Genomic DNA, 26,388 nt, shown 5'->3' with positions numbered 1-26,388 from the left:
GTAAACCCCCGCCCGGAACACCGGATAGGGGATGCGCGCTTTGGACGGCAGGCCTTCCGGGTGGACGACGTCCAGACGCTCGCCGATCACCGGGGTGGGGAAGGGGGTGGTCAGCGGGTCGCGGACCTCGATAAAGCCGCCCCGGCCGTCTGGCACCAGCAGCACGGCAGCATAAAGCGTCGCGCCGCTGCGGCGGATGATCTGGTGGCGGACGATCTGGGCTGGCACGCGGGTGGTGCCGCTGCGAATGAACGGCAGGTCGCCGCGCAGCATATAGACCAGTCCCGCGCCGCTCAGCGCGAGGGTCATCCAGAGGAAAAACGTTTCGATGGCGCGGCGCTATCATGCTTTTGCGGGGCTGTTAAGAGCCTCTCTGGCGGCGCCGGCGGCAGCGCTTAATCGGACAATTAAATCTCCAATTGCAACTCGTCGCCGGCAATGGCATAAGATGCAAAAAGCTGGGAGAGACGGCAATGGCTACTAAATTTGCGGAACAGAGCGAAACGGCTACAGAATCGGTCGACGTGCTGATCGTCGGCGCGGGCATATCCGGGATCGGCATGGCGGTGCATCTGCGCGACAAATGTCCGGGCAAGAGCTTTGCGATTGTCGAGCGGCGCGACGATATCGGCGGGACCTGGAACCTGTTCCAATATCCCGGCATCCGCAGCGACAGCGACATGCACACATTGGGTTTCAGTTTCGAACCGTGGACCGAGCAGAAGGCGATCGCCGACGGTCCGTCGATCATCAAATATCTCCACCGGATCAAGGCCAAGCATGATCTGGAGAAACATATCCGATTCGGCCACAAGGTGCTGTCGGCGAGCTGGTCGAGCGAGGACGCGCGCTGGACGGTGACGGCGGAGAAAGCCGACGGCAGCCGGGTCGTGATGCACGCCAATTTCGTCTATATGGGCGCCGGCTATTATGATTATGACAATCCCTATGATGCGCAGATAGAGGGCTTGCAGAATTTCAAGGGCGAGGTCGTCCACCCGCAATTCTGGCCCAAGGATCTCGATTATGCGGGCAAGAAGGTGGTGATCATCGGCAGCGGCGCGACCGCGGTGACGATCGTGCCGGTGGTGGCGGAAAAGGCGAGCCATGTGACCATGTTGCAGCGCACGCCGACCTGGTATGCCTCGCGCCCGGCGAAGGACGGGCTGGCCAATTTCCTGCGCAAGATCATGCCGGAGAAATGGGCCTATGCGATCATCCGCAAGAAGAATGTGTGGATGCAGGACATCACCTTCCGCACCTCGCGCGACAATCCGGACAAGGTCATCCGCAAGCTGGAAAAGCCGCTCAAGAAAGAGCTGGGCGACAAATATGTGAAGGAAGATTACACGCCGCCTTATGGCCCGTGGGAGCAGCGCCTGTGCCTGGTGCCCGACGGCGACATGTTCAAGGCGATCGCCGCGGGCAAGGCCGATCTGAAAACCGGTCATATCGACACGGTAACCGAGAATGGCATCCGGCTGAAATCCGGCGAGACGCTGGACGCGGATATCATCGTCACCGCGACCGGGCTGAAGCTGGCGGTGGCCGGCAAGGTTGCCTTCGAGGTCGATGGCAAGCCGGTGCACTGGCCTGATCATTATTATTACAAGGGCTGCATGTTCTCCGACATTCCCAATCTGGCGATCGTCTTCGGCTATCTCAACGCCAGCTGGACGCTGAAGGCGGATATTGTCTCGGAATATACCTGCCGCCTGCTCAACCATATGGACGCGACCTCGACGCGGATCGCCAATCCGGTGCTGGACAAGGAGCTGGAGCAGGAGCAATTGTTCGATTTCTCCTCCGGCTATATCCAGCGGTCGATCGACGAATTGCCGCGCAACAGCACCGCCATGCCGTGGAAGCTCAACCAGGATTATCTGTTCGACCGGAAGATATTGCGCCACGATCCCGTCGACGACGGGGTGCTCAAATTTTACGGCCCCAATTCACAGCAGGGTGCGGGGCAGGGCGAGCCGGCGCTGGAGGCTGCCGAATAGGCGCGGCGCTCCGGCCGCAGGAGCAGGGCCCGCCTCCTTATGCTTAACCATTTGTTGAGCCAGATCCTCTAGTCCTGCGGGGAGGGGGATGGGAATGGGCTACATGAACTCGCAATTTCGCACGGTGGAACCGGCGCTGATCGAACAGCGCAAGACGTTCCGCCATCCGGTGCAGATCCAGCGAACGGCCATCCGGCAGCATGGCAAAAGTGCCAGAAAGGGCGAGCTGGTCGATGTCTCGATCTATGGTTGCCGGGTCGCTTGCGACAGCATCATTGCCGAGGGCAGCCGGGTCTGGCTCCGCTTCGAGGGCAGCAGCCCGATCAGCGCGACCGCAATCTGGTGCAGGGATGGCCATGTCGGCTGCCGTTTCGCCGAGACTCTGGAACAGGGGCTCTTCCGCCGCCTGACCCTGATCAGCGAATAGCCGCCGGTCGGCCCCTGTCAAAAGCGACTGCTTGCCAACTGACAATCATGTCAGTAAGGTGCCGATATGGAAAACAAGATATATGACGTTCTGATTGTCGGTGCCGGTCTGTCCGGTATCGGCGCAGCGGTTCACCTGTCCAAGAGATGCCCGGGCAAGAGCTTCGCCATCGTCGAGGCGCGCGAGCGGCTGGGCGGAACCTGGGACCTGTTCAAATATCCCGGCATCCGCTCGGACAGCGACATGTATACATTGGGTTATAATTTCAAACCCTGGACCGCGCGCCGGGCGATCGCCGACGCGCCGTCGATCCTCGAATATCTCAGCGAAACCGTTGCGGAATATGATCTGCAGGACAAGATCCACTTCAACAACAAGGTCGTCGATGCCAACTGGTCGAGCGCCGAAGCCCTGTGGACGGTCAGCCTGCAGCGTGGCGATGGTTCGATCGATACCGTCAAATGCAATTTCCTGCACATGTGCTCGGGCTATTACAGCTATGAAGAGGGGCATGATCCCGACTTCCCGGGCAAAGCGGATTTTGCCGGGGAAATTGTCCATCCGCAGTTCTGGCCCGAAAATCTGGATTATTCGGGCAGGAAAGTCGTGGTGATCGGCAGCGGCGCGACCGCCGTGACGCTGGTGCCCTCGATGGCGGAAACCGCCGCGCATGTGACCATGTTGCAGCGTTCCCCGACCTATATCGTTTCGCGGCCGGGCGAGGACAAATGGGCCTTGCGGTTGCGCAAATTCCTGCCTTCCAGGCTCGCCTATCTGCTGACGCGCTGGAAAAACGTGCTGATGGGCCTGTTCATGTTCAATCTCGCGCGCAAGAAGCCCGCGGCGTTCAAGGGCCGGTTGCTGGAAATGGTGAAAGAGGAAATGGGCCCCGGTGTAGACATGGCCGATTTCACACCCAGCTATAATCCCTGGGACCAGCGCCTGTGTCTGGTGCCCGACAGCGACCTGTTCAAAGCGCTGAAATCCGGCAAGGCGTCGATCGTCACCGATCATGTCGAAACTTTTACCAAGGACGGCATCCGGCTGAAATCCGGCAAGACGCTCGAGGCGGACGTCATCGTCACCGCCACCGGCCTGAAAATGCTGACCGGCGGCACCGCGACCATTTCGGTCGACGGCAAGCTGGTCAAATTTGGCGAGAAGATCAATTACAAGGGCGTCATGTTCTCCGGCATTCCCAATTTCGGGATGACCATGGGCTATACCAACGCCAGCTGGACCCTGAAAGCCGATCTGACCAGCGAATATGTTTGTCGCTTGATCAACTATATGGACAAGAATGGCACGCCGATCGCCACACCGACCTTGCCGGCGGACGGCTTGATCGGGACCGAACCGATGCTGGACTTCAACTCCGGCTACGTCCAGCGCGCGATCAAGAATCTGCCGAAACAGGGCGACCGCAAACCGTGGCGGCTCAACCAGAATTTTCCCAAGGATATCATCAATCTGCGGCACAAGGCGATTGACGACGGAGTGATGGTCTTTTCCAAGCCCGGCGCGGTCATTTATCAAATGCCGGCGAAACAGGTCGATACCGACACGATTGCCGCCGAATAGAGTCTCGCGCTCGGCCTGATCTGTGGCTATAGCGGGCAAATGACTGATTTTATGGCATTGATCGAGGCTGACACCGGCCAGACCGCGCGCTCCATCCAGTTGCTGGATGCGGGCAGTTTTGAAGACTGGTTGAAGGGGCAACCGGAGAATATCCGCTCGCTGGCTGCTGCCTATCAATTTTCCGGCAAGCCCGACACTTTTTTGCTGCTGCCGCCGGTCGGCGGTAAAAGCGAGGACAAATCGGTAGCAACCGATTTCTCGGTGGTGGCGGGTGTGCCGGACCAGGCGAAGCTCGATGCCTGGTCGCTGGCCAGACTGGGCGGCAGCCTGCCCGAGGGCAATTACCGGCTGCAGGATATCAGCGCCAAGGGCGCGCTGTTCGGCTGGCTGATCTCGCAGCATGAATTTGACCGTTACAAGGAACTGCCCGACCGGCAGGGGCCGAGCGTGCTGCTGGTCAACGATGCCATTGGTCAGCGCGATGAAGCCGTGCGGCAGGCCGAGGCAACCGCGATGGTCCGTGATCTGGTAAATACCCCGGCGGCCGACATGGGCCCGGACAGGCTCGAGGACATTGTCGACAAGCTGGCGGGCGAGCATGGCGCGGAGCTGAAGGTGACGCGCGGCGATACGCTGGAAGAGCATTTCCCGATGATCCACGGCGTCGGCAAGGCGGCGATGCGCGCCCATGCGCCGCGGCTGCTCGAGCTGAAATGGGGTAAGACCGATGATCCGAAAATCGCGATTGTCGGGAAGGGTGTGACCTTTGACAGCGGCGGGCTTTCGATGAAGTCGCCGGCCGGCATGATGCTGATGAAAAAGGATATGGGCGGCGCTGCCCATGCCATCGCGCTGGCGCGGATGGTGATGGAAGCGAGGCTGCCGGTGCAGCTGCACCTGCTGGTGCCGGCGGTGGAAAATGCGATCGACGGCAACGCCCTGCGTCCGGGCGACATATTGCACAGCCGCAAGGGGCTGACCGTCGAGATTACCAATACCGATGCCGAGGGTCGGCTGGTGCTGGGCGATGCGCTGACTCTGGCCGGCGAGCAGGAGCCGGACCTGATCATCGATTTCGCCACGCTGACCGGCGCGGCGCGGGTTGCGCTGGGGCCGGATCTGCCGGCGATGTTCTGTGACGACCGGGAGATGGCGGACGGGCTGCTGCAGGCCGGAGAGGAAGAAAGCGATCCGCTCTGGCAAATGCCGCTCTGGTCCGGCTATGACGCGATGCTGAGCAGCAATATCGCCGATTGCGTGAACAGCGCGTCGGGTGGCTTTGCCGGCTGCATCACTGCGGCATTGTTCCTGAAGAAATTTGCGCCGGAATCGGTGCCCTGGGCACATTTCGACACATTCGCCTGGCGACCGGCGACCAAGCCGGGTCGGCCGCAAGGTGGTGAAGCGCTCGGCCTGCGCGCGAGCTGGCGCTATCTGCAGGGACGCTTCGGGCAGTAAGTTAGCAAGCAGCCTGTCTGATAACTGCGGACGACAGGACTGTCAGGCCGATTGTCTTCGCTTTCGGGACAGGCGGCGCATTTGCCGCCACCCGACCAGCAGCCCGACAATCAGGATCGCGATGCAGCCGAACAGAATCCAGGTGAACATCCCGTCCATTCTGGCGGCGAAGGCGAGATTGTCGACATTGCCGGTTTTCCAGAAGACCCACTCGCTGGCGATCGTGGTGGCGAGTATGGGACTGCCGGTCTCGAGGATGACAATGCCATCACCGCTCGCGGGGTCGACCCGCACCGCACTGTTGATGGCAGGCTCGTTCTTTCCGTCATGGCCGATGATGAAACCGCCTTTGTTGTCCGGCGCGAGCAACATCGGCCCCAATCCCCAGATATCGGCGCCCAGCGATGACGCGTGCGGCGTGGCCATGGTGGCGAGAATATTTTGAGGCAGAACCTTCTGCTGGCTTCCGGGCAACTGGGCGAGAGCGAATGTGGTCATGTCGGCAGGCGTGGTAAACAGGGATGTCGCCGCCAGCGCCGTATACCAGCGGAACGGCTCGGTATCGCCATCCAGCGTGAAATTCTCGGCGAGGCCCATTGCCTGCGCCTTTCGGTGATCGAAGGTCGTCCGCATCATGCCCAGCGGTGTGAATATCCGTTGCTCCATATATTCGGGGAAGGAGAGACCCGAAACTTCCTCGACCATCAATTGCAGCAGGGTATAGCCGCCGCCTGAATAGTCCCACGCCGCCCCCGGTGTTTCTCCGACCCTGACCACGCCGGACTTCCCGGGCGAGGCATCGGCGGCGCGGGTCAGCGAATCTTCCAGCGTCTGGACCGCATCCGGCGTGGCAAAGCCATTATAGCCGAGCCCGTCATCCAGTCCCGCCGTGTGGCTGAGCAAGCGGCGGACGGTCACCTGTTCGTGATCAAATTTGCTTTCCGGCAATGTCCAGCGTTCCAGATAATTTTCCACCGGAGCATCCAGATCGACCAGACCATCCTCGACCAGCGCCATCACGCCCCAAGCGGTAATCCATTTGCCGAGCGAGGCTACCTGATAGACGGAATTCTCATCAACCGGGGATCCCGATGACCAGGAAAAATTCTCGACGGGCTTGCCATTTTCAATCAGCGCGAATCCGAGATTTCCGCGATGCCCGGTTTCAATTTTTGCGCGGGCGGCCTGAACGAAATCTGCCGGCGCTGCGGAACTCGTCATGGGACGGTGCCACCATCCTTCGCTGGTACCGATGAAAAGCCCGGCGGCCCAGAGCGCCATCGCTGCCAATGTGGCGATGCCGGTGATGACAAGTCTGATCATATTCCATTCCTTCTTCGCTTGGCGTCGCAAGACAATCAACCATTCTGACCGGTGGGCCAATCAGGCTGCTGGTGCTGGCTCACCGCAACCTAGGGGAATTGACGGTCCGATTGCTTGACACCTCATGCCAAGCTTTTGACCCAGCGCGCCACCCCCGGCTTGTGTTGCCTGGCTATTCGTTCTGCCGGTAGGCCTGTGGCGTTAGGCCATTCCAGCGCTTGAAGGCCCGAGTGAATGCGCTTTGCTCGGAAAAGCCTGTGAGAAAGGCGATTTCGGCCAGACTATAGTGGGACTGTTCCAGCAGGCCGCTGGCCAGCGCAGACCGGGATTTTTCCAGCAATCCCTGGAAGGACAGCCCTTCATCCGCCAGTCGCCGGTTAAGGGTGCGGTCGCTGAGCCCCAGTTTGCGCGCGATTTCCGCCTTTTTCGGCACCCCGGTCGGCAGGGCTGCGGAAATCTGCGACTGGACGCGCTGCTCGAAGCTGATGTCCCGCTGCAGCGTCGCAAGCTTGTGGTCGAGCTGCGCTTCGAAAAAGCGGGACATGGCCGTGTCGCCCAGCCGATTGGGTTCAAGGGCGACGGCTTTGGGGACGGCCAGAGCGTTGAATTGCGACGAAAAATGGACGGGACAGCCGAAATGTTGCTGATAATGGCTTGCGGATCCGGGCGGCGGGCCATGGCGATAATGAACCGCCAGAGGAGCGAAGGCGCGGCCCACCGAATCTTGCGACAAGGCGAGGAACGAGGCCATCGCAGCTTCGTTGGACAGGCGCACGCCGGGCGAACGGGCTTCGCGATCCATCGCGATCAGAACGGTATCCTCCTGTTCATGGACGGAATATAATCTGGTGCCGTTGATCAATTCGGCATAGCGGACGGCGCGCCGAAAGGATTCGAGCAGTGTCGGTGCGGATTTCCACGCCAGTCCCAGCACGCCATATTCGTCGCAACGCATCGACGCGCCCGCCCTCAGGTGAAATTCTACCGGCCCGGCTTCGGTCTCGGCAAGCCGTTGCAACAGATCATAATAGCGCTCCTCGGACACCAGCATGTCAAAATCCAGCGCCGCATCCGGATCGACACCCATTTCGCGCAACAGCGACGGCTTGTTCAGGGAATCGCTGGCCGCCGCAATGACCTTGCGGACGAACAAGGATGAAATTTGAGCCAATGCCTGCGGGCCCTCCGTTCGAACCTATTGCCAATTTTTAGGCAAGCCGAGGCGCTCTGTGAAGCCGCTTTTTCAGGGCGGCGAGTGGTGGAAGAACAACGGGCCGGTCAACCGCTGATCAGGAGGCGGGTTGTCCGCCCAATATGGATGGGTCCACGCCTTGCGCCTGCAGACCTTCGATCAAATTCTTCCGGGTTCGCGCGAGATCGGGCTGGCTGGCGGCCTTATGCAGCTGATCCAGCGCAGTCCGGTCATAGAGACGCCCGCCGGCGATCACCATGGCCGGACGCCCCGCAGCATCCAGATCGTCCAGCGGATTGCCGTCGAGCAGAATGAGGTCGGCGCGATGGCCGGGCGCGATGCGGCCCGCTTCATCCGCTTCGCCGAGCGCCCTTGCGGCATTTAGCGTTGCTGCGCGCAGGACTTCACCAGGTGACAGGCCGGCTTCGGACAACAGATGCAGTTCCTGGATCAGGGACCGGCCGGGAATATTGGTGAAAATACCCGCGTCGCTTCCGGTAACGATCAGCACGCCGGCATCGGCGAAAATCTTTGTCGCCCGTTTGTAAAAATCAAAGGCGGCGCGCGCCGGGGCGATTGCCTCGCCGGACCAGCGATCGTAATTTTCCTGTTCCTGGGCCACGACCAGCGGGTTCAATATGTCCACGTCGGGTCGATCGAGATATTCTCCGCGCGTCTCGGCAACCCGCATCAGATTGTAAAAGGCGAGAAGGGTCGGATCGACCGGCACGCCGGCGGCTGCAACCCGGGCGGCGAGATTTTTTGCGGCGGCTTCGTCATGGGCATCGCGCAAGCCATGCCAGACGATCGATTCGATATGTTCGAAGGTCATGAACCCGTCGTCCAGCAATTCCTCAAAGGCGATATTGAACGGGCGAGTCCGCGGCATGCCCGGTTCCCGGACGCCCTCGGGTGTGTGGCCCATGACCGTCATGCCGAGCGCTCTGGCTTCGTCGCGCGCCGCTTCATAGGCCTCGCGGGACAGGTTCGAGTAGACTTTGATACGACGGTATCCGGCCTCATGCTGGGCGCGAACCGCGGCACGCGCCTCCGTGCCGTTCGCAACGATCTGGTGGTTTACCTGGGCATTGGGACCGTCGCCGTTGAGAATGGGACCGGTCGTGATCAGGCGCGGGCCGGCGATTTGTCCGGCCGTGATTTCTTGCGCGAGGCGCAGATGAAAGGGCATGCCGGAAGCATTGCGGATCGTCGTCACGCCTCGCGCCAGATAGGCACCGAGCGCGGCTTCGTCCCAGACGTGCACGTGCATATCGACAAGGCCAGGCATCGCGATCCGGCCGCCGCCGTCGACCACGCGGGCAGCAGAGGGTACGGTTACAGCGGTCGTTGGTCCGACAGCCGTGATCGTTCCTCCGTCAATGAGAACGGACTGATCCGGTTTCAGCACCGGGTCTGATCCGCTGAGATCGAGAATGCGAACATTGCGGAGAAGCAGCGGAGGATCGGCTTGCGCAGCCAGCGGGGTGGGCATTAGCGCGAGAAAAAGCGCGACGGCAGGGAAGAATCTGAAGATAAATGCCTCCATATGCAGTTTTGTGCAAATTAGCATGTCGACCAATGGCGGTCAAAATCTTGTTGGCGGTCGCTGCCTGTTTTTGCGGTCTTCGGCTGACAGCGGGATCCGCAATTGCGCAGACTAGGGCAGTTCTGTCGCTACGGATTATTGACATCGATTGGGGTGAGGCTAGAGTTTTGGCGATCCGATACGCGAATCGCGCGAGGCTTGACGGATCACATCAGGCCGATCGATGTTGACAGGGGTATGAAATGCAAACGGTTGAACAGAGCAAAACGGAAACCGAGAAAAAAGCATATGAGAAGCCGGAGCTGATCCAGCTCTCCGAAATTCACGAAAAGACCGACGCGCTGTTGACCAGTCTCTTCCGGGCCTCCTAATCCGGTGACGTCCTCTTCTCGGGGGCTGCGTTCTGGTTGATCATCGGTTTGCGCCGCACTGCTCTGCTGACCTGCAGGAAATGGGGACGGCAGGGCTGGAGACCGCAGGGATCGGGAGCGTCGAAGCCCCGCGCTCTCGCCGCCGCCAGACCGGTTCGAGGTCCAGCCGGCTGGAGCAATGCCAGTCCGGAACTTCACCAAAAGCGACATTGCTTGATTAAACGCCCCCAGGTCGTTTAAAGGCGGCCGATTGTCATCGCTTTGTAACATGGCGCACAAGCCGCAGAGCCACCGACAACATTTATCGCTATTGGGATTTCTAAACGCATGGACATGGAAACTGCAGACACAGGCGCGCACGCAAAGTTCGTTCTGACCGGTCCCGAAGAAACATTCGATCCAAGGGTCACGGCACATCGCGGCGATCTCGCGGATGTCGCGCTGGCCGGCAAATTGTTCGCGCCGCATTATGCCGAAGCGATGCCGATGCGCTGTTCCGCGCCAAAGGCGATGCTGCGCAAGCTGCCCGGCAAGGATCACGAGGCGATTTCCGAACTGCTGCACGGCGAACAATTTCTTGTGCTGGATATCGCCGGAGACTGGGCCTGGGGCTATTGCGGCCATGACAAATATGTCGGCTATGTGCCGGTCCATGCGCTGCAGCAGTTGAAAAAGACGCCCGAGCCGACCCATTTGATCTTTGCCCGTGCGGCGCTGGTCTTTGTCGAGCCGGACCATAAATCGAGCGTGATGAAGCGTTTGCCGATGGGCGCGCGGATCGCCTGCGGCGAGGCCAGCGAATGCGGCAATTTTCTGAAAACCGGCAAGGGCTATGTCCATGTCCGCCACGTCCAGCCGGTCGGCACGAAGGTCGTGTTCGACGGCAGCAATGGCACGGCGGCGCTGGCCGAACAGCTCATCGGTGCGCCCTATCTCTGGGGCGGGCGCAGCGGTGACGGTCTCGACTGTTCGGGGCTGGTACAGACAATCCTGATGCTGACCGGTGTCGATGCACCGCGCGATACCGACCAGCAGCTTGCGGCGCTGGGCGAGAATATTGCCGAGGGTGATGACCTGAGGCGCGGCGATCTGGTCTTCTTTCCCGATCATGTCGGCCTGATGGTCGACAAGGAGCGCATCATCCACTCCACATCCCACGCGATGCAGGTGGTGATCGAACCGCTGGCCGATATTGTGGCCCGCTTCGCCAGAACCACCGAGCAGCCGATACTGGCGCGCAAAAGACTGTCCTGAGGCCCGTTATGACGCAGACTGTTTTCATAGATGGTGCGGTGGGGACCACCGGCCTCGAAATCGCCGACCGGCTGGCCGGGCGGGAAGAATTTGCCATGGTCCGGCTGCCCGATGAGCAGCGCAAGGATCCGGCCGCGCGGCGCGAGGCGATCAACGACAGCGACTTTGTCATTCTTTGCCTGCCCGACGATGCCGCGCGCGAGGCGGTGGCGCTGGTCGACAATGATCGCACGCGCTTTATCGATGCCTCGACCGCGCACCGGGTTGCCGATGGCTGGGTTTACGGGTTTGCCGAATTTCGCGAAGGCCAGCGCGCCGCGATTGCGGATGCGCGTTTCGTATCGAATCCCGGCTGCTATCCGACCGGCTTTCTGGCGCTGGTGGCGCCATTGATCGCCAGGGGCCTGCTGCCGGCCGACTGGTCCTATGTGATGAATGCGGTCTCCGGCTATTCCGGAGGCGGCAAGGCGCTGATCGAGCGTTTTGCGCAGGAGCCCGATCTCGGTTTCCGCAGCTATGGCCTGAATCTGGATCACAAGCATATGCCGGAAATGAAAATCCATGGTGGCCTGACCCATGATGTGATTTTCGCACCTTCTGTGATCCGGGCCTTTCGCGGCATGCTGGTCGATGTGCCGCTGCATCTCGGGGCAATGGGATCGGTGCGCGCGGAGCAACTGCTCGCAGAGCTGACCGCCTTCTATGCCGGTTCCACGATTGTTTCGGTCGAGGGCAGGGGCGATCTGTCAGAGCTGCTGATTAGCGAGGATGATCCGCCAACCGACCGGCTCGAGCTGTTCGTTTGCGGCAATGCCGAAGGCTATCACGCCCGCCTGATTGCGCGGCTGGATAATCTGGGCAAGGGCGCGTCGGGCGCGGCCGTGCAAAATCTCAATATCATGGCCGGTCTGGACGAAACCGCGGGATTGCGGCTCTAGGCGTCAGATCATTCGGCGGCAGTGACTGCTTTGTCCGGCCGCAGGCTGGTGCCGGCACGCCCGCTGCGGAAAGCGCCCCACCAGCTCAACGGGTTCAGCGTCGTGGTGCCATCAAGCGAGAAAGTGATGAACTCGGCCCGTCCGCCGATATTCTCCCAAGGAATCGGACCACCCAGACCCAGCGGGCTGGAGACCCGGCTGTCGGCGCTGAGATCGCGATTGTCGCCGAGCAGATAGACCTGGCCTTCGGGTATCTCGATCGGTGCCACATCATCGGTATATTGCGGGCCCAGATCGATAATGTCGTAGCTCGCGCCATTAGGCAGGGTCTCGCGAAGAATTGGCAAGTTGCAAACCGGATTGCCGGCTGCGTCGGTGCCGCGCGCGCCGGGAAATTCATGCTCGCCGCACGGGGAATTGGCATCGATCGGCAGTTGCAGATCGGGCTGTACTTCCTGTTTTACGGCGATGCCGTTTAGAAAGATCTGGCCGCCTCGCAGCTCGACAATGTCCCCGGGCAGGCCGATTACCCGCTTGATATAATCGCTGCTCTGGTCCCGCGGTGTCAGGATCACCACGTCGCCACGTTCCGGCAAGCTGCCGAACAGGCGGCCTTCCATGCGCGGCAGGATATGAAACGTCGGCGAGACCCAGGACCAGCCATAGGCATATTTGCTAACAATCAGCCGGTCTCCGACGAGCAGACCCGGCATCATTGAAACGGAGGGAATGTAGAAAGGCTTGGCTACCAGACTGTGGAAGGCGAGAACCGCCAGCAACAGCAGGGCGATGCTCTTGAATTCGCCGATCCAGTCGGTCTTCTCCGGTTTTTCGCTGGAGCCGCTGTCTGCGGTTTTATCTATCGACATATTTGGTCTCTGGTTTCCGGTCCAAGCGCACTGTTGCTAGAGCGGATGGGCTTCAATGATCACGAAGGCCTGTGCCCATGGATGATCGTCTGTGAGTGTGAGGTGAACGAATGTTTCATATCCTGCCGGTGTCAGGGCGTCGAGCCGTTTCTTCGCGCCGCCGGTCAGGGCAAGCGTCGGTGCGCCGCTCTTGGCATTGATCACACCGATATCCTTCATGAAAACGCCGGCGCGGAAGCCGGTTCCGACTGCTTTCGAATAGGCTTCCTTTGCGGCGAAGCGCTTGGCGTAAGTGCCGGCCTTTGTATAAGGACGCCGCGCGGCCTTGGCGCGTTCGAGTTCGGTGAAGACGCGATTTTCAAACCGCTCGCCAAAACGGTCGAGCGAATTCTGGATGCGCTCGATATTGCAGAGGTCGGAGCCGAGCCCGATGATCATGGATTTTCCTCCCCGTCGCAGACGGGGAGGGGGACCGCCCGAAGGGTGGTGGAGGGGTGCCCCTCCGACGCCTTCGGCGCCACCTCCCCACAGCTTCGCTGCAGGGAGGAAATATCTGCGACCATCCTCACCGTGCTTCGTCCATCAATTTGCGCATTTGTCGGATACTGCCGTCAAGACCGCTGAAAATCGCTTCGCCGATCAGGAAATGGCCAATGTTCAATTCCATCAGCTGCGGTATGGCAGCGATCGGGATGACATTATCAAAGGTCAGGCCGTGTCCGGCATGCGGTTCAATACCGTTTTTCGCCGCCAGCGCAGCCGCATCGGATATCCGCCGCAGTTCCGCTTCGCGTTCGGAACCGGCGAGTTCGGCATAGCGACCAGTGTGAAATTCGACCACCGGCGCACCGAGGCGTATGGCGGCCTCGATCTGGCGCGGGTCCGGTTCGATAAACAGGCTGACGCGAATATTCGCTTCTTTCAGCTGCCCGACAAAATCGGTCAGTCGATTATCCATGCCCGCGGCGTCCAACCCGCCTTCGGTGGTCCGTTCCTCGCGATTTTCCGGGACGATGCAGGCGGCATGGGGCTTGTGGCGCAAAGCGATGGCCAGCATCTCGTCGGTCGCCGCCATTTCCAGGTTGAGCGGAATGGTCAGCGTGTCCATCAGCACGGTCAGATCGTCATCGCGGATATGGCGCCGGTCTTCGCGGAGATGAGCAGTGATACCGTCCGCTCCGGCGCCTGCAGCCATCAGCGCTGCGCGTACCGGTTCGGGATGATCGCCACCGCGTGCGTTGCGGATGGTGGCAACATGATCGATATTGACGCCGAGCCTGAGATGATTGGCGCTGCTCACGCCGAAGCGCGCTCCGCGCGGCTGCCCGGTTTGGTCGCCGGTATCGCAGCCAGATCGGCGGGGATTTCATCGGTGGTATAAGAAGGCACGTCCAGCGTCACCAGCGGAAAGAAGGGAACGTCAAATTGTGCGGCGCCGTTGGAACGGTCGACCAACGCCCCGGCGGCAATCACTTCGCCACCCGCTTCCCGGATCGCCTGAATCGCTTCGCGCGAAGACAGGCCGGTGGTGACAACATCCTCCATCATCAGCACTTTCTGGCCCGGCTCCAGCCGGAAGCCGCGTCGCAGTTCGAATGTTCCCTCCGGCCGTTCCAGGAACAGCGCATCCAGGCCAAGCGCACGGCCCATTTCGTGGCCGATAATAACGCCGCCCATTGCCGGAGAAACTACAACATCGATTGCGCGTCTTATATTCTGCGGAATTTGCGCCGCCAGGGCTTCGGCCATACGGGCGGCGCGCGCCGGGTTCATCAACAAGCGTGCGCACTGCAGATATTTGCTGCTATGGCGTCCGGACGAGAGGATGAAATGGCCCTGCAACAAGGCGTCGCAGTTCCGGAATTCGGCTAAAATCTCGTCTTCAGTCAATGTTTCATCCCGCTCTGATTTGCGTCCTTCTGCCCAAATGGGCATATTGCTGCCGCATTGCCAGAAAAATTAAAGGCAAAAAACTGAAAAAATATCTATTCGGTAGCTTGAGGCTGGCGGCAACCATGCCTATAAGCCGCCGCAATCGGACTATTCCAGACGCGGGCTTTGCGATTCCAATCGTACAGCCATCGCCGGAAAACTACCGAAACTTGGGGTAAGATAGGGTTGAGCGATTATATGACTCATTTTGTGAAAGCATGGATTCTGGCCATTGGCCTGATTCTCACGCCAGCAGCATTGTCGGCGCAGGAAGCGTTGCCGGCAGCGCCGTCTGTTGAACCGGCGGCGACCAGTGAACTGGAAGCGGCAGAGGCACCGGCGGCAGCCGAAGCAACTGCATCCGCCTCGGACCCGGCTCTCTATACCCCGATGAAACCAACACCCGGTGTCGGAATGCCCGTCAATGGCGGCATCGATTTTCAGGAGCAGTTCAGCGAAACCGGCCAGACCGCTCACTGGATCAACAGCGCGATCCTGGTTCCGATGATGGTCGGCGTCAGCCTGGTCGTTCTCGGCTTGCTGTTCTGGGTCGTCGTGCGCTTCCGTCGCGGTGCCAACCCCGAGCCGTCGAAAACAACGCACAATACATTCATTGAAATTATCTGGACGGTTATTCCCGTGCTGATTCTTGTGGTCATTGCCGTTCCGTCGATCAGCCTTCTGGCCCGCCAGTTTGAACCCGCTCCGGAAGAGGCGCTGACCGTCAAAGTGACCGGTTACCAGTGGTACTGGGGCTATAGCTATCCCGACAACGGTGATTTCGAGGTCATTTCCAACATGCTGTCGGCCGAAGACGCGGAAGCGCGCGGCGAACCGTATCAGCTGGCCGCCGACAACCGGATGGTCATTCCGGTCGGCAAGCCGGTCAAGCTGCTGATTACTGCGGCCGACGTCATCCACAGCTTCGCCATTCCGTCGGCCTGGTTCAAGCTGGACGCGGTTCCCGGCCGGATCAACGAGAAAGTTCTGCAGATCGATCGCGAGGGCGTCTATTATGGCCAGTGTTCCGAGCTCTGCGGCGCGCGGCATGGTTTCATGCCGATCACGGTGGAAGTGCTCTCGGAAGAGAAATTCAACAACTGGGTCCTCGCCAATGGCGGTACGGTGAAGGGGGCGGCGGCTGAGCCGGCTGCGACCGACACTGCGCCCGAAGACGCGACCACCGAAATTGCGGCTGCTGACGCAGCTGCTGCGACCAACTGAGGGTTAGAGCAATGACAACTATCACAGCAGATGGCCATATCGACGATCACGCGCATGACGCGGATCACAAGCCGGCCTTTTTCCAGCGCTGGTTCATGTCGACCAACCATAAGGATATCGGTACTCTCTATCTGATCTTCGCGATTGTCGCGGGTATCATCGGTGGTGCCATTTCCGGTCTGATGCGTCTGGAACTGGCCGAGCCCGGCATCCAGTATCTGCAGGCCTGGGCCAGCATTTCCAACGGCAGCGAAGCGTCGATGGATCAGGCCTATCACCTCTGGAACGTGCTGATTACCGCGCACGGCCTCATCATGGTCTTCTTCATGGTCATGCCGGCGATGATCGGCGGCTTCGGTAACTGGTTCGTGCCGCTGATGATCGGCGCGCCGGACATGGCCTTCCCGCGGATGAACAATGTCAGCTTCTGGCTGCTTGTCCCGGCCTTCCTTCTGCTTCTGGGGTCATCCTTCGTCCCCGGCGGACTTGGCAACGGTGCCGGTACCGGCTGGACGGTCTATGCACCGCTGTCGACCAGCGGGTCGGTCGGGCCAGCTGTGGATATGGCGATTCTCTCGCTCCATCTGGCGGGTGCATCCTCCATTCTGGGGGCAATCAACTTCATCACCACCATTTTCAATATGCGCGCACCAGGGATGACCCTGCACAAAATGCCGCTGTTTGTCTGGTCGGTTCTGGTTACCGCATTCCTGCTGCTGCTCTCGCTGCCTGTGCTTGCGGCTGCTATTACGATGCTGTTGACCGATCGTAACTTCGGCACGACCTTCTATGATGCTGCCGGTGGCGGTGATCCGGTGCTGTACCAGCATCTGTTCTGGTTCTTCGGCCATCCTGAAGTCTATATCATGATCCTGCCCGGTTTCGGCATGATCAGCCATATTGTCGCGACCTTCAGCCGCAAGCCGGTCTTCGGTTATCTCGGCATGGCTTATGCCATGGTTGCCATTGGCGTGGTCGGCTTCGTCGTATGGGCGCACCATATGTTCACCACCGGCATGTCGGTTAATGTGAAAATGTATTTCACCGCTGCCACCATGGTGATCGCGGTGCCGACCGGCATCAAGATCTTCTCCTGGATCGCCACCATGTGGGGCGGCTCGATGACCTTCAAGACCCCGATGATGTGGGCGCTTGGCTTCATCTTCATGTTCACCGTTGGTGGCGTGACCGGTGTTGTGCTGGCCAATGGCGGTATCGATGACAATCTCCACGATACTTATTATGTGGTTGCCCACTTCCACTATGTGCTGTCGCTTGGTGCGGTCTTCTCGATCTTCGCCGGCTTCTACTACTGGTTCCCGAAAATGTCGGGACGGATGTACAGCGAACTGCTGGGGCAGCTCCACTTCTGGATCTTCTTCATCGGCGTGAACATCCTGTTCTTCCCGCAGCATTTCCTCGGACAGCAAGGCATGCCACGTCGTTATGCCGACTATCCGGAGCAGTTTGCTTACTGGAACCAGATCAGCTCGCTCGGCTATGCCGTGATGCTGGTCGGCGTGCTGGTGTTCTTCGTGAATATCATCTGGTCGCTGATGGCCGGTCGCAAGGCGGAGGGCAATTACTGGGGCGAAGGCGCAACCACGCTGGAATGGACCTTGACCAGCCCGCCGCCGTTCCACCAGTTCGAAACGCTGCCCCAGATCAAGTGATCTGAGAAGTAGCCGCTAGCTTGGAAAGCAAAATGACCACTGCGTCGCAAACGATACAAGGACTGGCCAGCGCGAAGGATCTCTTCGCGCTGACCAAACCGCGCGTGATGTCGCTGGTCATCTTTACCGCCTTGTGCGGCATGCTGGCGGCACCGGGTACGATTCATCCGGTGATCGGTTTTACCGCGATCCTCGCGATCAGTCTGGGGGCAGGGGCTTCGGCCGCGCTCAACCAGTGGTATGAGGCGGATATCGACGCGGTGATGAAGCGGACGCAAGGCCGCCCGTTGCCGGCTGGCCGGATGGACCGCGAAACCGCGCTGCATTTCGGTATCGGCCTGTCGGTCTTCTCGGTCCTGCTGATGGGCGTTGCGGTCAACTGGTTCAGTGCGGCCTTTCTCGCTTTCTCGATCTTCTTCTATGCCGTGGTCTACACCATCTGGCTGAAGCGCAGCACGCCGCAGAATATCGTGATCGGTGGCGCTGCCGGGGCGTTTCCGCCGGCGATCGGCTGGGCCGCCGTGACCGGAGACGTCACTTTGATGCCGATCCTGCTGTTCGCCATCATCTTCTTCTGGACGCCACCGCATTTCTGGGCGCTGGCGCTATTCGTGAACAGCGACTATTCCAAAGCCGGCATCCCGATGATGCCCGTGGTTGCTGGTCGCCAGTCAACCCGCAAGCAGATTTTTGGCTACAGCCTGATCCTGGCCGTTGTCGCTATCGCGCCTTTCGCACTCGGTCTCGCCGGACAGGTCTATGGCGTCGCATCGATCGTGCTGAGCACAATATTCTCTGTTTTCTCCTGGCAGGTCGGGCGCAGCACGACCACGCGCCCGGACGACATGGCGGCTGAAAAGCGGCTGTTCAAATTCTCGATTCTGTATCTCTTCGCGCTGTTCGCAGCGGTAGTCGCCGACCGGATGATAGCCGCATGAGCGATCGCGATCAGCCTAGCACGCCGATGAGCGCGGAAGAGCAGAAAGCCTATCAGGCGCGGCAGAAACACCGGGCGATCATCCTGGCGGCGCTGCTGGGCTTCATGGTTGTGCTGTTCTACCTCATCACAATCGTCAAAATCGGGTCGGGTTCCTGATGTCCACTGCGCAGGCCTCCCTTTCGAACAAGAATCGCCGCAGCGGCGTGATGGCGGCCCTGATGGGGCTCGGCATGCTCGCTCTCGGTTTCGCGGCCGTGCCCTTGTATGACGTGTTCTGCCGGGTCACCGGATATGGCGGGACAACGCAGCGGGCCGACGCGGCGCAGGCGGCAACCGTGCAGAGCACCAGCCAGGTGATGTCGGTTCGTTTCGATTCCAATGTCAATGCGGCGCTGCCCTGGTCCTTCAAACCGGAGCAGGCGGTCGATCATGTCACCGTCGGCGCCCGCGACATGGCGATTTTCATTGCCACCAATAATAGCGACCAGCCGGTGGTCGGTACCGCCACGTTCAATGTGACGCCGCTTCTGGCCGGCCAGTATTTCAACAAGGTCCAGTGCTTCTGCTTTAGCGAACAGGTCCTGCAGCCCGGGCAGACAGTGCGGATGCCGGTGCTATATTATGTTGATCCGGCGATCATGGATGATCCGGAAACCAAGGACATCAAGGAAATTACGCTTAGCTATACCTTTTACCGTTCAATCGACCAGCAGGCGCTGGACGAGGGTACGGGCGACAGCTAAGAGACATTCGAGAGTAAGGTTAGGGAAATATTATGGCCGGTGCCAAAAATCATGATTATCACATTCTGCCGCCAGACATCTGGCCAATGGTTGGTTCGTTTTCTGCCTTTGTCATGGCCATTGGCGCGGTTCGCTGGATGCACAGCGATATCTATGCTTTCGGCCCGTTGCTCTTTGCGATTGGCACCTCGGCTGTTGCGCTGACGTTCTTTGCCTGGTGGTCCAATGTGATCAAGGAAGCCCATGCCGGCGACCATACGCCGGTGGTTCAGCTGCACCTGCGCTACGGCATGATCCTGTTCATCGCTTCGGAAGTCATGTTCTTTGTCGGCTGGTTCTGGGCCTGGTTTGACTTCTCTCTGTTCCCCCAGCCGATCGAACTGGTCGATGGCATCACCACAAATTATATTGGCCAGGAGGGCGCTGCGGCTCTGCTGCAATGGCCGCCAAAGGGTATCGAGGTGCTCAACGCCTTCGAACTGCCTCTGCTCAACACGATGATCCTGCTGTGTTCCGGTACGACCATCACATGGGCGCATCATTCGCTGCTCCACGGTGACCGCAAAAGCATGATCACCGGCCTGTGGCTGACGATCATTCTGGGTGTATTGTTCTCTTTCATCCAGGCCTATGAGTATAGTGTCGCGCCATTCCCGTTTGCCGGAATCAATTACAGCTCGGCATTCTACATGGCGACCGGTTTCCACGGCTTCCACGTTCTCGTCGGCACGATCTTCCTGATTGTCTGCCTGGCGCGAGCCTACAAGGGCCACTTCACCCCGAAACAGCATTTCGGTTTTGAAGCAGCCGCCTGGTACTGGCATTTTGTCGATGTTGTCTGGTTGTTCCTGTTCGTCGTCATCTACGTCTGGGGCGGCTGGGGCGCACCGGTCCACTAGGCCAGCGCATTGACCAACACCGAAAATAAAAAAGGGCAGCCGGATGTTCTTCCTGCTGCCCTTTTTGGCCTCTGCCCGCATTGCGGGCAGAAGACACTCTTTGCCAATCTGACCAAATTCTCCGATAAATGCCGGGCCTGCGGGCTCGACTATAGCCAGTATAATGTCGGCGACGGCCCAGCGGCCTTTCTCACCCTGATCGTTGGCGCCATCATATTGGGGCTGGCCTTGGCGGTCGAAGCCAATTTCCATCCGCCTATCTGGGTTCATGTCCTGCTCTGGGTACCGCTGACCGTTGCCGCAGTGGTCGGGTCGCTGCGTGTGTCCAAAGCCTTGTTGCTGATCCTCGAGCATCGCAACCAGGCCCGGGAAGGCAGTATCGACAGCAGCAACAGTCCATGATCCGGCGCCTGCCGATATTCGGAACAATTCTTGTCCTGATCGCCGTGGCGATCATGACCGGCCTTGGCGTCTGGCAGTTGCAGCGGGCCGAATGGAAAAACGGATTACTGGAAAGCTACGCGGCCGCATCCGCATTGCCCGCCATTGCCTATCCGGCTGTGCCCGATGAAGATGATGCGCCCTATTTCCGCAAATCAAGCGTGAACTGCCTGGAAGTCATCGGCTGGCGCTCCACCAGCGGACGAAGCGCCAGCGGGCAGTCGGGCTGGGCGCATATCGCCCAGTGCCGGACTGCCGGCGCAGAAGGCCCGGGCGCGCAGATCGTTGCCGGCTGGTCCACCCGGCCCGACAATCCGGACTGGGCAGGCGGGGTGGTCGACGGCATTATCGCGCCGGACAGCCAATATGTCATCCGTCTGGTGGCCAGCGAACCGGTTGCGGGGCTGCAAAAAAGCCAGCCACCGGCGCTGGAAGATATCCCCAACAACCATATGTCCTATGCCGTCCAGTGGTTCATCTTCGCCGCGATCGCGCTGGTGATTTTTCTGCTCGCATTGCGTGGCCGCAACAAGGGCGTTGCCCAATCCGGCAACTTGTCCTAACCCGCTCGCCATCATGGACTATATCTCTACCAGAGGCGCTGCGTCGCCATTGAATTTCGAACAAGTCACCTTGGCCGGACTGGCCGGCGATGGCGGCCTTTATGTGCCCGAATCATGGCCGTCATTCAGCCCGGAGGAAATTGCCGCCATGGCGGGTCTTTCCTATGTCGAGGTTGCTGTCCGGGTGATGCAGCCCTTTGTCGGCGATGCGCTCGACGAGGGGGAATTGCGGGATCTGTGCAAGCAGGCATATGGCCGCTTTTCCCATGATGCGGTGACCCCGCTGGTGCAACTCGACGGACAGCAATGGTTGCTGGAGCTGTTCCACGGGCCGACTCTGGCCTTCAAGGACGTGGCCTTGCAGATACTCGGCCTGTTCTTCGAAAAATTTCTCGCCCGGCAGGACAAACATCTGACCGTGGTCGGCGCGACCTCCGGTGACACCGGATCCGCGGCGATCGACGCCCTGGCCGGGCGCGACAAGGTCGATATTTTCATGATCCACCCCGACGGCCGGATATCCGACGTCCAGCGGCGACAGATGACGACGGTGCTCGCGCCCAATGTCCACAATATCGCGATTGATGGTAGCTTCGACGATGCCCAGGCGATGGTCAAACGGATGTTCGCGGATCAGCAAGTGACCAATCGCTTCTCGATTTCAGCAGTCAACTCGATCAACTGGGCCCGGCTGATGGCGCAGATCGTCTATTATTTCTATTCGGCGAGCCAGCTGGGCGCGCCGCATCGCAAAGTCGCTTTCTCGGTGCCGACAGGCAATTTTGGCGATGTTTTCGCCGGCTATGTCGCTTCGAAAATGGGGCTACCGGTCGAGCGGCTGATCGTGGCGACCAATGTGAATGATATTCTCCACCGGGCGCTCAGTGCCGGCGACTATTCCACCGGCACCGTGACACCGACCGCTGCCCCGTCAATGGATATTCAGGTCAGCAGCAATTTCGAAAGGTTGCTCTTCGATCTGGAAGGGCGCGACGGCGCCAAAACCGCAGCGCGCATGGCGGAGTTCGAGAAAAATCATAATATGCAGCTGGATTCCGAGATGCGGGAAACGGCGGCGTCGCTATTCACCAGCCATCGCGTTGATCCGGATGACATGGCGCTGGCCATGCGCTGGGCGCAGGACAAAGCTGGCCAGATCATCGACCCGCATAGCGCTATCGGCTTATCGGCGGCGCAGCATGTCGATCTCGATCCGTCCGTTCCGGTGGTTACGCTGGCTACGGCCCATCCAGCGAAATTCCCCGATGCAGTGGAACGGGCGACCGGCATCCGTCCATCGCTGCCGCGCCGGGTTGGCGATTTGTTTGACCGAGAGGAAAAATATAAGAAACTGCCGGGTGACTATGACGCGGTAAAAGACTTTATCATGTCCAACGCCACGCCGACCAATGGCTGAAAGCAGCGCTAACCCGATATTGATGATCAGCGACCCGCGTAGTGATTATACGCTGGTGGATTCCGGTCATGGCCGCAAGCTGGAACGCTACGGCCAATATCATTTCATCCGCCCCGAGCCGCAGGCGATGTGGGCGCCAGCCCGTGACGACTGGCAGGCGGATGGCGAATTCATTCCCGCCTCTGACGATGATGGCGGCGGACGCTGGCATCTGAACAATAATGTGCCGGCGGACGGTTGGCAGATGGACTGGGAAGAAGTCACCTTCACGGCCCAGTGTACGCCGTTCCGGCATCTTGCCTATTTCCCCGACATGGACCCGGTCTGGCGCTGGTTCCGTGGCAATCTGCAGGATGTCGAAACGCCGCAGATGATGAATCTGTTCGGCTATACTGGCGTTGGTACGCTGGCGCTGTCGGCAGCGGGCGCCAATCTGGTCCATGTCGATGCGTCGAAGAAATCGGTGACGGCAGCGCGCGACAATGCGGCTCTGTCGGGCATGACCGACCGCCCGATCCGCTGGATCATCGACGATGCGGCCAAATTTGCTGCCCGCGAAGTTCGCCGCGAACGGCGCTATGATGCGATCCTGATGGATCCGCCGAAATACGGCCGCGGGCCGGATGGTGAAATCTGGCGGCTGGAAGAACATCTGGCAGGGTTGGTTGAGAATTGCGGCAAGCTGCTCGACAACGAAAGCCGCTGTATGTTTCTCACGGTCTATGCCGTGCGTATGTCGGCGCTGGCGCTGGGCTCGCTGCTGAACGAGAAACTGGCCCATCTTGGCGGTACGATCGAGGTCGGGGAGCTGGCGGTGCGCGAGGAAGCGCGCGGGCTGCTGCTGCCGACCGCGATATTCGCGCGCTGGTCCGCCTGACTTGCCATTTCCCCGCTAACATGGTCAGATATTATCTATGACAGACACATTGCTCCTGGAAGTGAACGACCTTGATGTCGACGTGCTCACCGGCATCTATTCCGAAGAGACGCATTTGCCGCAGCCCTTGCGCATTTCGATCGCGGCGGAACTGAAGGTACAGGAGCGTTACGAAGCGGACACGCCGCTCGACCAATCGAAAAATTACATGGACCTGAAACATGCCGCGACGGATGCGCTGCCCGAGGGCGTGCATTTCAAGCTGATCGAGGCGGTCGCGGACCATATCATCGAGACGCTGTTTCTGCAGGACAAGGATATCCTTCGTGTCACGGTGAAGATCGTCAAACTGCTGATTTCCGAAAAAGGGGAGCAGATCGGCATCACGCTTAGCCGGGGCCGGAAATGACCAGACCGCTGGCGCTCGTCACAGGCGGGGTGAAGCGGGTCGGGGCGGCCATTGCCATGCGGCTGGCGGAGTGCGGCTATGCGCTGGCGTTGCATGGCAATAGCGATGCTGTTCCCCAGCAAGAGCTGTCGGAAAAACTCGAGGATACGGACTGCGAGTGGGCCGGCTTCCAGCAGGATTTTCTCGATGAGGGGGCCGCCGAGTCGCTGATGGACGCGGTCGTTAAACATTTCGGCCGGACGCCGGACCTGATCGTGAACAGCGCCTCGATATTCGGGCAAGATAATGTCAGCTCTCTGGTTGAACGGGATTTGCAGAGCCATTTTCGGGTTAACAGCATGGTGCCTGTGCTGCTGACCACGGCTCTCCACGAGCGCCGGTCCGGAGATAGCGAGCGGGCCTGCGTTATCCACATATTGGACCAGCGCATTCGCAACCCCAATCGTGACCAGTTGAGCTACACGCTGTCCAAACAGGCACTGGCCGGTTCGGTCCGTTCGCTGGCGGTTGCCTGCGCGGACATGCTCCGCGTCAACGGCGTCGCGCCGGGACTAACGCTGACGGCGGGCGAATATGGTGAGGAGCAGCTTGCCAATATCACTGCAATGATGCCGCTCGGCCGCCTTCCCGATCCGGACGATATCGCCGACGCGGTCCTCTATCTGGCCCGCGCCAAGGCGGTTACCGGACAGATAGTCCACGTCGATGGCGGTGCCAGCCTGAAGAGCTTCGAACGCGACTTCGTCCATCTCGGCAAGGGCTGAATCAGCCGATACGCCTCAAAGGACAGGTTTTCACCGGTCCCGATATGCCCCATTTCGTGAACATCCGAACGCAGGTCGCGCTGGCGACCGGCAGGGATGCATTTGCAATTTTGAAAGGCCTATCATGCGTATTTCCCCCAAGATGATACTTACAACTACCGCCGCCATCGCTCTTGCGGCTTGCTCGACCGAAGCGCCCCAGGCCGCTGTGGACGAAACGTCTGTCGACGCTATGGCCGATGACACTGCACCGGTCGACAGCGGAACGATTGTCGACGTTGCGGTCGGCAATGCCGATTTTTCGACGCTGGTCACCGCAGTCACCGCGGCGGACCTGGCAGCCACTCTGGGCAGCGAGGGTCCGTTTACCGTCTTTGCACCGACCAATGACGCCTTTGCCAAGGTCGATCCCGACACGCTGAACGCCTTGCTGACCCCGGAAAAGAAAGCGGATCTGACCGGCTTGCTGACCTATCATGTGGTCGCGGGCGAGCTGAAAGCGGCTGATGTCGTCAGCGCGATCACCAATGGCGGTGGCACCGCAGTGCTGACCACGGTGCAGGGCGGACTGCTGAAAGCTACACTGGACGGCGACTCGGTCATTCTCGAAGACGAAGCCGGCGGCAAATCGACGGTCATTCTAACCGATGTCGAGGCCTCCAACGGTGTGATCCACGCCATCGATACGGTCGTCATGCCGGGATGATAGATCCCCCCCGAACCATGATGCACCGGAAAGGGCTTCACCGCTAGGTGGAGCCCTTTTCTATTGGGGTTTTTGTGGGTTTCCTTCTGGTGCAGGCAACGCTAACCCGCGCCTTCGAATTTCATCATCGCCTGGTCGTATGGTGCGTCAGGCGGATTGATCACAAGAAAGGAAATTCATGTTCAACGCCCCCAAAATCATTCTGGCATCATCACTTCTGGCACTGGTACCGGCCTGTTCTTCGGAATTGAGCGAAGAGAACCAGGAACTGCTCGACGCGCGCATCGCCGACGAGGCGAAGCCGACCAACCTGATCGCCGTACTGCAGGCCAATCCCGACCTCAGCACCGCGAGCACCTTGCTGGGGCTTTCCGGCGTTGGTGCCGAGCTCGATGGCGATGGTTCCTATACGGCATTTGCTGCTAGCAACGAAGTCTACAACAAGATGGACGCGGAAAAGCTGAGCGAGCTGATGCATGCGGATAACAAGGACGCGCTGGCCGACATCACGAAATATAGCCTCGTCGAGGGCAGCATGACTTCTGCCGACATCGCCAAGGCGATCACCGACGGCGGCGGCACCGCCAGCATCACCACCCTGCAGGGCGGCGTGATCAAGGCCAGCATGGAAGGCGACAAGATCGTTCTAGAGGACGGCGCCGGCAACAAGATCAATATTACCCAGGCCGATGTGGAATCGACCAACGGCACGCTGCACGTCATCGACGCGATCCTGATGCCTAAATAGGTTCGGATATCCCAGGACAAACAAGGCCTCGCTTCGCTGCGGGGCCTTTTTTGTTTGCACAGTGTCGGCTAGCATCGGCTGCGCAGCGAA

General features: G+C 59.9%; 29 protein-coding genes. 21 read left to right on the top strand and 8 right to left on the bottom strand.

The window, feature by feature from the left end:
- A partial coding sequence (locus tag BOSE62_RS09745) for a hypothetical protein (protein ID WP_159645505.1) occupies positions 1-309 on the bottom strand: 309 nt, incomplete at its 3' end.
- A 164-nt stretch (positions 310-473) separates the two neighbouring features.
- On the opposite strand from BOSE62_RS09745, the gene BOSE62_RS09740 reads away from it, so the two are divergent.
- The 4 genes from BOSE62_RS09740 to BOSE62_RS09725 all read left to right on the top strand — a co-directional run bounded on the left by BOSE62_RS09740 (position 474) and on the right by BOSE62_RS09725 (position 5,469).
- Positions 474-2,003, top strand: coding sequence for a flavin-containing monooxygenase (locus tag BOSE62_RS09740; RefSeq protein ID WP_159645502.1), 1,530 nt, complete (start codon positions 474-476; stop codon positions 2,001-2,003).
- Positions 2,004-2,106: 103 nt separating this feature from the next.
- Positions 2,107-2,430: a PilZ domain-containing protein gene (locus BOSE62_RS09735; protein ID WP_159645499.1), complete on the top strand. Its 324-nt coding sequence runs from the start codon at positions 2,107-2,109 to the stop codon at positions 2,428-2,430.
- A gap of 66 nt (positions 2,431-2,496) precedes the next feature.
- Positions 2,497-4,011: a flavin-containing monooxygenase gene (locus tag BOSE62_RS09730; protein ID WP_159645496.1), complete on the top strand. Its 1,515-nt coding sequence runs from the start codon at positions 2,497-2,499 to the stop codon at positions 4,009-4,011.
- A gap of 39 nt (positions 4,012-4,050) precedes the next feature.
- Complete coding sequence (locus BOSE62_RS09725; RefSeq protein WP_159645493.1) at positions 4,051-5,469, top strand: leucyl aminopeptidase family protein; 1,419 nt, start codon at positions 4,051-4,053, stop codon at positions 5,467-5,469.
- A 42-nt stretch (positions 5,470-5,511) separates the two neighbouring features.
- On the opposite strand, the gene BOSE62_RS09720 is transcribed toward BOSE62_RS09725, so the two are convergent.
- The 3 genes from BOSE62_RS09720 to BOSE62_RS09710 form a co-directional block, all read right to left on the bottom strand.
- Positions 5,512-6,792 (bottom strand): serine hydrolase domain-containing protein, encoded by a 1,281-nt coding sequence (locus tag BOSE62_RS09720; RefSeq protein WP_159645490.1) that lies wholly within the window; start codon positions 6,790-6,792, stop codon positions 5,512-5,514.
- Positions 6,793-6,964: 172 nt separating this feature from the next.
- Complete coding sequence (locus BOSE62_RS09715; RefSeq protein ID WP_159645487.1) at positions 6,965-7,963, bottom strand: AraC family transcriptional regulator; 999 nt, start codon at positions 7,961-7,963, stop codon at positions 6,965-6,967.
- A gap of 118 nt (positions 7,964-8,081) precedes the next feature.
- Complete coding sequence (locus tag BOSE62_RS09710) at positions 8,082-9,530, bottom strand: amidohydrolase family protein (protein ID WP_159645484.1); 1,449 nt, start codon at positions 9,528-9,530, stop codon at positions 8,082-8,084.
- Between the two features lie 242 nt (positions 9,531-9,772).
- Between BOSE62_RS09710 and BOSE62_RS17515 the strand changes: the two genes are divergently transcribed.
- From BOSE62_RS17515 to argC, 3 genes are all read left to right on the top strand, one after another.
- Positions 9,773-9,901, top strand: a complete 129-nt coding sequence (locus BOSE62_RS17515; protein ID WP_268893900.1) for a hypothetical protein — start codon at positions 9,773-9,775, stop codon at positions 9,899-9,901.
- 327 nt (positions 9,902-10,228) lie between these two features.
- Entirely contained in the window at positions 10,229-11,155 is a 927-nt protein-coding gene (locus BOSE62_RS09705) for a C40 family peptidase (protein ID WP_236553961.1), read from the top strand.
- A gap of 8 nt (positions 11,156-11,163) precedes the next feature.
- On the top strand, positions 11,164-12,093 hold the full coding sequence (argC, locus tag BOSE62_RS09700) for an N-acetyl-gamma-glutamyl-phosphate reductase (protein WP_159645481.1): 930 nt from the start codon (positions 11,164-11,166) through the stop codon (positions 12,091-12,093).
- An 8-nt stretch (positions 12,094-12,101) separates the two neighbouring features.
- Here argC and lepB read toward each other — a convergent pair whose 3' ends face one another.
- From lepB to pyrE, 4 genes are all read right to left on the bottom strand, one after another.
- Positions 12,102-12,962: a signal peptidase I gene (gene lepB, locus BOSE62_RS09695; RefSeq protein WP_159645478.1), complete on the bottom strand. Its 861-nt coding sequence runs from the start codon at positions 12,960-12,962 to the stop codon at positions 12,102-12,104.
- Between the two features lie 36 nt (positions 12,963-12,998).
- Entirely contained in the window at positions 12,999-13,400 is a 402-nt protein-coding gene (gene acpS, locus BOSE62_RS09690; protein WP_159645475.1) for a holo-ACP synthase, read from the bottom strand.
- A gap of 127 nt (positions 13,401-13,527) precedes the next feature.
- Positions 13,528-14,262, bottom strand: a complete 735-nt coding sequence (locus BOSE62_RS09685) for a pyridoxine 5'-phosphate synthase (RefSeq protein WP_159645472.1) — start codon at positions 14,260-14,262, stop codon at positions 13,528-13,530.
- Positions 14,259-14,852, bottom strand: a complete 594-nt coding sequence (gene pyrE / locus BOSE62_RS09680) for an orotate phosphoribosyltransferase (protein WP_159647995.1) — start codon at positions 14,850-14,852, stop codon at positions 14,259-14,261. Before pyrE ends, BOSE62_RS09685 begins: the two co-directional genes overlap by 4 nt.
- Positions 14,853-15,092: 240 nt before the next feature.
- On the opposite strand from pyrE, the gene coxB reads away from it, so the two are divergent.
- From coxB to BOSE62_RS09610, 14 genes are all read left to right on the top strand, one after another.
- Positions 15,093-16,118, top strand: coding sequence for a cytochrome c oxidase subunit II (coxB, locus tag BOSE62_RS09675; protein WP_159645469.1), 1,026 nt, complete (start codon positions 15,093-15,095; stop codon positions 16,116-16,118).
- An 11-nt stretch (positions 16,119-16,129) separates the two neighbouring features.
- Positions 16,130-17,791 (top strand): cytochrome c oxidase subunit I, encoded by a 1,662-nt coding sequence (gene ctaD / locus BOSE62_RS09670; protein ID WP_159645466.1) that lies wholly within the window; start codon positions 16,130-16,132, stop codon positions 17,789-17,791.
- 32 nt (positions 17,792-17,823) lie between these two features.
- Positions 17,824-18,729: a heme o synthase gene (locus BOSE62_RS09665; protein ID WP_159645463.1), complete on the top strand. Its 906-nt coding sequence runs from the start codon at positions 17,824-17,826 to the stop codon at positions 18,727-18,729.
- Positions 18,726-18,887: a hypothetical protein gene (locus BOSE62_RS09660; protein ID WP_159645460.1), complete on the top strand. Its 162-nt coding sequence runs from the start codon at positions 18,726-18,728 to the stop codon at positions 18,885-18,887. The genes BOSE62_RS09665 and BOSE62_RS09660 overlap by 4 nt, the downstream gene beginning before the upstream one ends.
- A complete protein-coding gene (locus tag BOSE62_RS09655) occupies positions 18,887-19,474 on the top strand; it encodes a cytochrome c oxidase assembly protein (RefSeq protein ID WP_159645457.1) in 588 nt (195 codons plus the stop codon). Before BOSE62_RS09660 ends, BOSE62_RS09655 begins: the two co-directional genes overlap by 1 nt.
- A 32-nt stretch (positions 19,475-19,506) precedes the next feature.
- Positions 19,507-20,373: a cytochrome c oxidase subunit 3 gene (locus BOSE62_RS09650; RefSeq protein ID WP_159645454.1), complete on the top strand. Its 867-nt coding sequence runs from the start codon at positions 19,507-19,509 to the stop codon at positions 20,371-20,373.
- A 9-nt stretch (positions 20,374-20,382) separates the two neighbouring features.
- The gene (locus BOSE62_RS09645; protein WP_159645451.1) at positions 20,383-20,775 is read left to right on the top strand and encodes a DUF983 domain-containing protein; all 393 of its coding nucleotides are present in this window, start codon (positions 20,383-20,385) and stop codon (positions 20,773-20,775) included.
- Positions 20,772-21,377, top strand: coding sequence for an SURF1 family protein (locus tag BOSE62_RS09640; RefSeq protein WP_159645448.1), 606 nt, complete (start codon positions 20,772-20,774; stop codon positions 21,375-21,377). Before BOSE62_RS09645 ends, BOSE62_RS09640 begins: the two co-directional genes overlap by 4 nt.
- 13 nt (positions 21,378-21,390) lie before the next feature.
- Positions 21,391-22,794, top strand: a complete 1,404-nt coding sequence (gene thrC / locus BOSE62_RS09635; RefSeq protein ID WP_159645445.1) for a threonine synthase — start codon at positions 21,391-21,393, stop codon at positions 22,792-22,794.
- Positions 22,787-23,671 (top strand): class I SAM-dependent methyltransferase, encoded by an 885-nt coding sequence (locus tag BOSE62_RS09630; RefSeq protein WP_201295652.1) that lies wholly within the window; start codon positions 22,787-22,789, stop codon positions 23,669-23,671. Before thrC ends, BOSE62_RS09630 begins: the two co-directional genes overlap by 8 nt.
- A gap of 37 nt (positions 23,672-23,708) precedes the next feature.
- Positions 23,709-24,080, top strand: coding sequence for a dihydroneopterin aldolase (locus BOSE62_RS09625; RefSeq protein WP_159645442.1), 372 nt, complete (start codon positions 23,709-23,711; stop codon positions 24,078-24,080).
- A complete protein-coding gene (locus BOSE62_RS09620) occupies positions 24,077-24,844 on the top strand; it encodes an SDR family oxidoreductase (RefSeq protein WP_159645439.1) in 768 nt (255 codons plus the stop codon). Before BOSE62_RS09625 ends, BOSE62_RS09620 begins: the two co-directional genes overlap by 4 nt.
- A 124-nt stretch (positions 24,845-24,968) precedes the next feature.
- Positions 24,969-25,550 carry a fasciclin domain-containing protein gene (locus BOSE62_RS09615; protein WP_159645436.1) on the top strand — a complete coding sequence of 194 codons (582 nt, stop codon included), beginning with the start codon at positions 24,969-24,971 and terminating at the stop codon, positions 25,548-25,550.
- Positions 25,551-25,728: 178 nt separating this feature from the next.
- The gene (locus BOSE62_RS09610) at positions 25,729-26,298 is read left to right on the top strand and encodes a fasciclin domain-containing protein (protein ID WP_159645433.1); all 570 of its coding nucleotides are present in this window, start codon (positions 25,729-25,731) and stop codon (positions 26,296-26,298) included.
- Positions 26,299-26,388 lie beyond the last annotated feature (90 nt).

It is taken from the genome of Sphingorhabdus sp. 109, assembly GCF_902506555.1.
Classification (GTDB): Bacteria; Pseudomonadota; Alphaproteobacteria; order Sphingomonadales; family Sphingomonadaceae; genus Parasphingorhabdus.
This window is presented reverse-complemented; position numbering and strand designations above follow the sequence as displayed.

What these genes read in the sequence shown, in the direction of transcription:
- BOSE62_RS09740 (WP_159645502.1), top strand. Translation starts at nt 474, where the DNA reads ATGGCTACTAAATTTGCGGAACAGAGCGAAACGGCTACAGAATCGGTC.
- BOSE62_RS09735 (WP_159645499.1), top strand. Translation starts at nt 2,107, where the DNA reads ATGAACTCGCAATTTCGCACGGTGGAACCGGCGCTGATCGAACAGCGC.
- BOSE62_RS09730 (WP_159645496.1), top strand. Translation starts at nt 2,497, where the DNA reads ATGGAAAACAAGATATATGACGTTCTGATTGTCGGTGCCGGTCTGTCC.
- BOSE62_RS09725 (WP_159645493.1), top strand. Translation starts at nt 4,051, where the DNA reads ATGACTGATTTTATGGCATTGATCGAGGCTGACACCGGCCAGACCGCG.
- BOSE62_RS09720 (WP_159645490.1), bottom strand. Translation starts at nt 6,792, where the DNA reads ATGATCAGACTTGTCATCACCGGCATCGCCACATTGGCAGCGATGGCG.
- BOSE62_RS09710 (WP_159645484.1), bottom strand. Translation starts at nt 9,530, where the DNA reads ATGGAGGCATTTATCTTCAGATTCTTCCCTGCCGTCGCGCTTTTTCTC.
- BOSE62_RS17515 (WP_268893900.1), top strand. Translation starts at nt 9,773, where the DNA reads ATGCAAACGGTTGAACAGAGCAAAACGGAAACCGAGAAAAAAGCATAT.
- BOSE62_RS09705 (WP_236553961.1), top strand. Translation starts at nt 10,229, where the DNA reads ATGGACATGGAAACTGCAGACACAGGCGCGCACGCAAAGTTCGTTCTG.
- argC (WP_159645481.1), top strand. Translation starts at nt 11,164, where the DNA reads ATGACGCAGACTGTTTTCATAGATGGTGCGGTGGGGACCACCGGCCTC.
- lepB (WP_159645478.1), bottom strand. Translation starts at nt 12,962, where the DNA reads ATGTCGATAGATAAAACCGCAGACAGCGGCTCCAGCGAAAAACCGGAG.
- acpS (WP_159645475.1), bottom strand. Translation starts at nt 13,400, where the DNA reads ATGATCATCGGGCTCGGCTCCGACCTCTGCAATATCGAGCGCATCCAG.
- coxB (WP_159645469.1), top strand. Translation starts at nt 15,093, where the DNA reads ATGACTCATTTTGTGAAAGCATGGATTCTGGCCATTGGCCTGATTCTC.
- ctaD (WP_159645466.1), top strand. Translation starts at nt 16,130, where the DNA reads ATGACAACTATCACAGCAGATGGCCATATCGACGATCACGCGCATGAC.
- BOSE62_RS09665 (WP_159645463.1), top strand. Translation starts at nt 17,824, where the DNA reads ATGACCACTGCGTCGCAAACGATACAAGGACTGGCCAGCGCGAAGGAT.
- BOSE62_RS09660 (WP_159645460.1), top strand. Translation starts at nt 18,726, where the DNA reads ATGAGCGATCGCGATCAGCCTAGCACGCCGATGAGCGCGGAAGAGCAG.
- BOSE62_RS09655 (WP_159645457.1), top strand. Translation starts at nt 18,887, where the DNA reads ATGTCCACTGCGCAGGCCTCCCTTTCGAACAAGAATCGCCGCAGCGGC.
- BOSE62_RS09650 (WP_159645454.1), top strand. Translation starts at nt 19,507, where the DNA reads ATGGCCGGTGCCAAAAATCATGATTATCACATTCTGCCGCCAGACATC.
- BOSE62_RS09640 (WP_159645448.1), top strand. Translation starts at nt 20,772, where the DNA reads ATGATCCGGCGCCTGCCGATATTCGGAACAATTCTTGTCCTGATCGCC.
- thrC (WP_159645445.1), top strand. Translation starts at nt 21,391, where the DNA reads ATGGACTATATCTCTACCAGAGGCGCTGCGTCGCCATTGAATTTCGAA.
- BOSE62_RS09630 (WP_201295652.1), top strand. Translation starts at nt 22,787, where the DNA reads ATGGCTGAAAGCAGCGCTAACCCGATATTGATGATCAGCGACCCGCGT.
- BOSE62_RS09625 (WP_159645442.1), top strand. Translation starts at nt 23,709, where the DNA reads ATGACAGACACATTGCTCCTGGAAGTGAACGACCTTGATGTCGACGTG.
- BOSE62_RS09620 (WP_159645439.1), top strand. Translation starts at nt 24,077, where the DNA reads ATGACCAGACCGCTGGCGCTCGTCACAGGCGGGGTGAAGCGGGTCGGG.
- BOSE62_RS09615 (WP_159645436.1), top strand. Translation starts at nt 24,969, where the DNA reads ATGCGTATTTCCCCCAAGATGATACTTACAACTACCGCCGCCATCGCT.
- BOSE62_RS09610 (WP_159645433.1), top strand. Translation starts at nt 25,729, where the DNA reads ATGTTCAACGCCCCCAAAATCATTCTGGCATCATCACTTCTGGCACTG.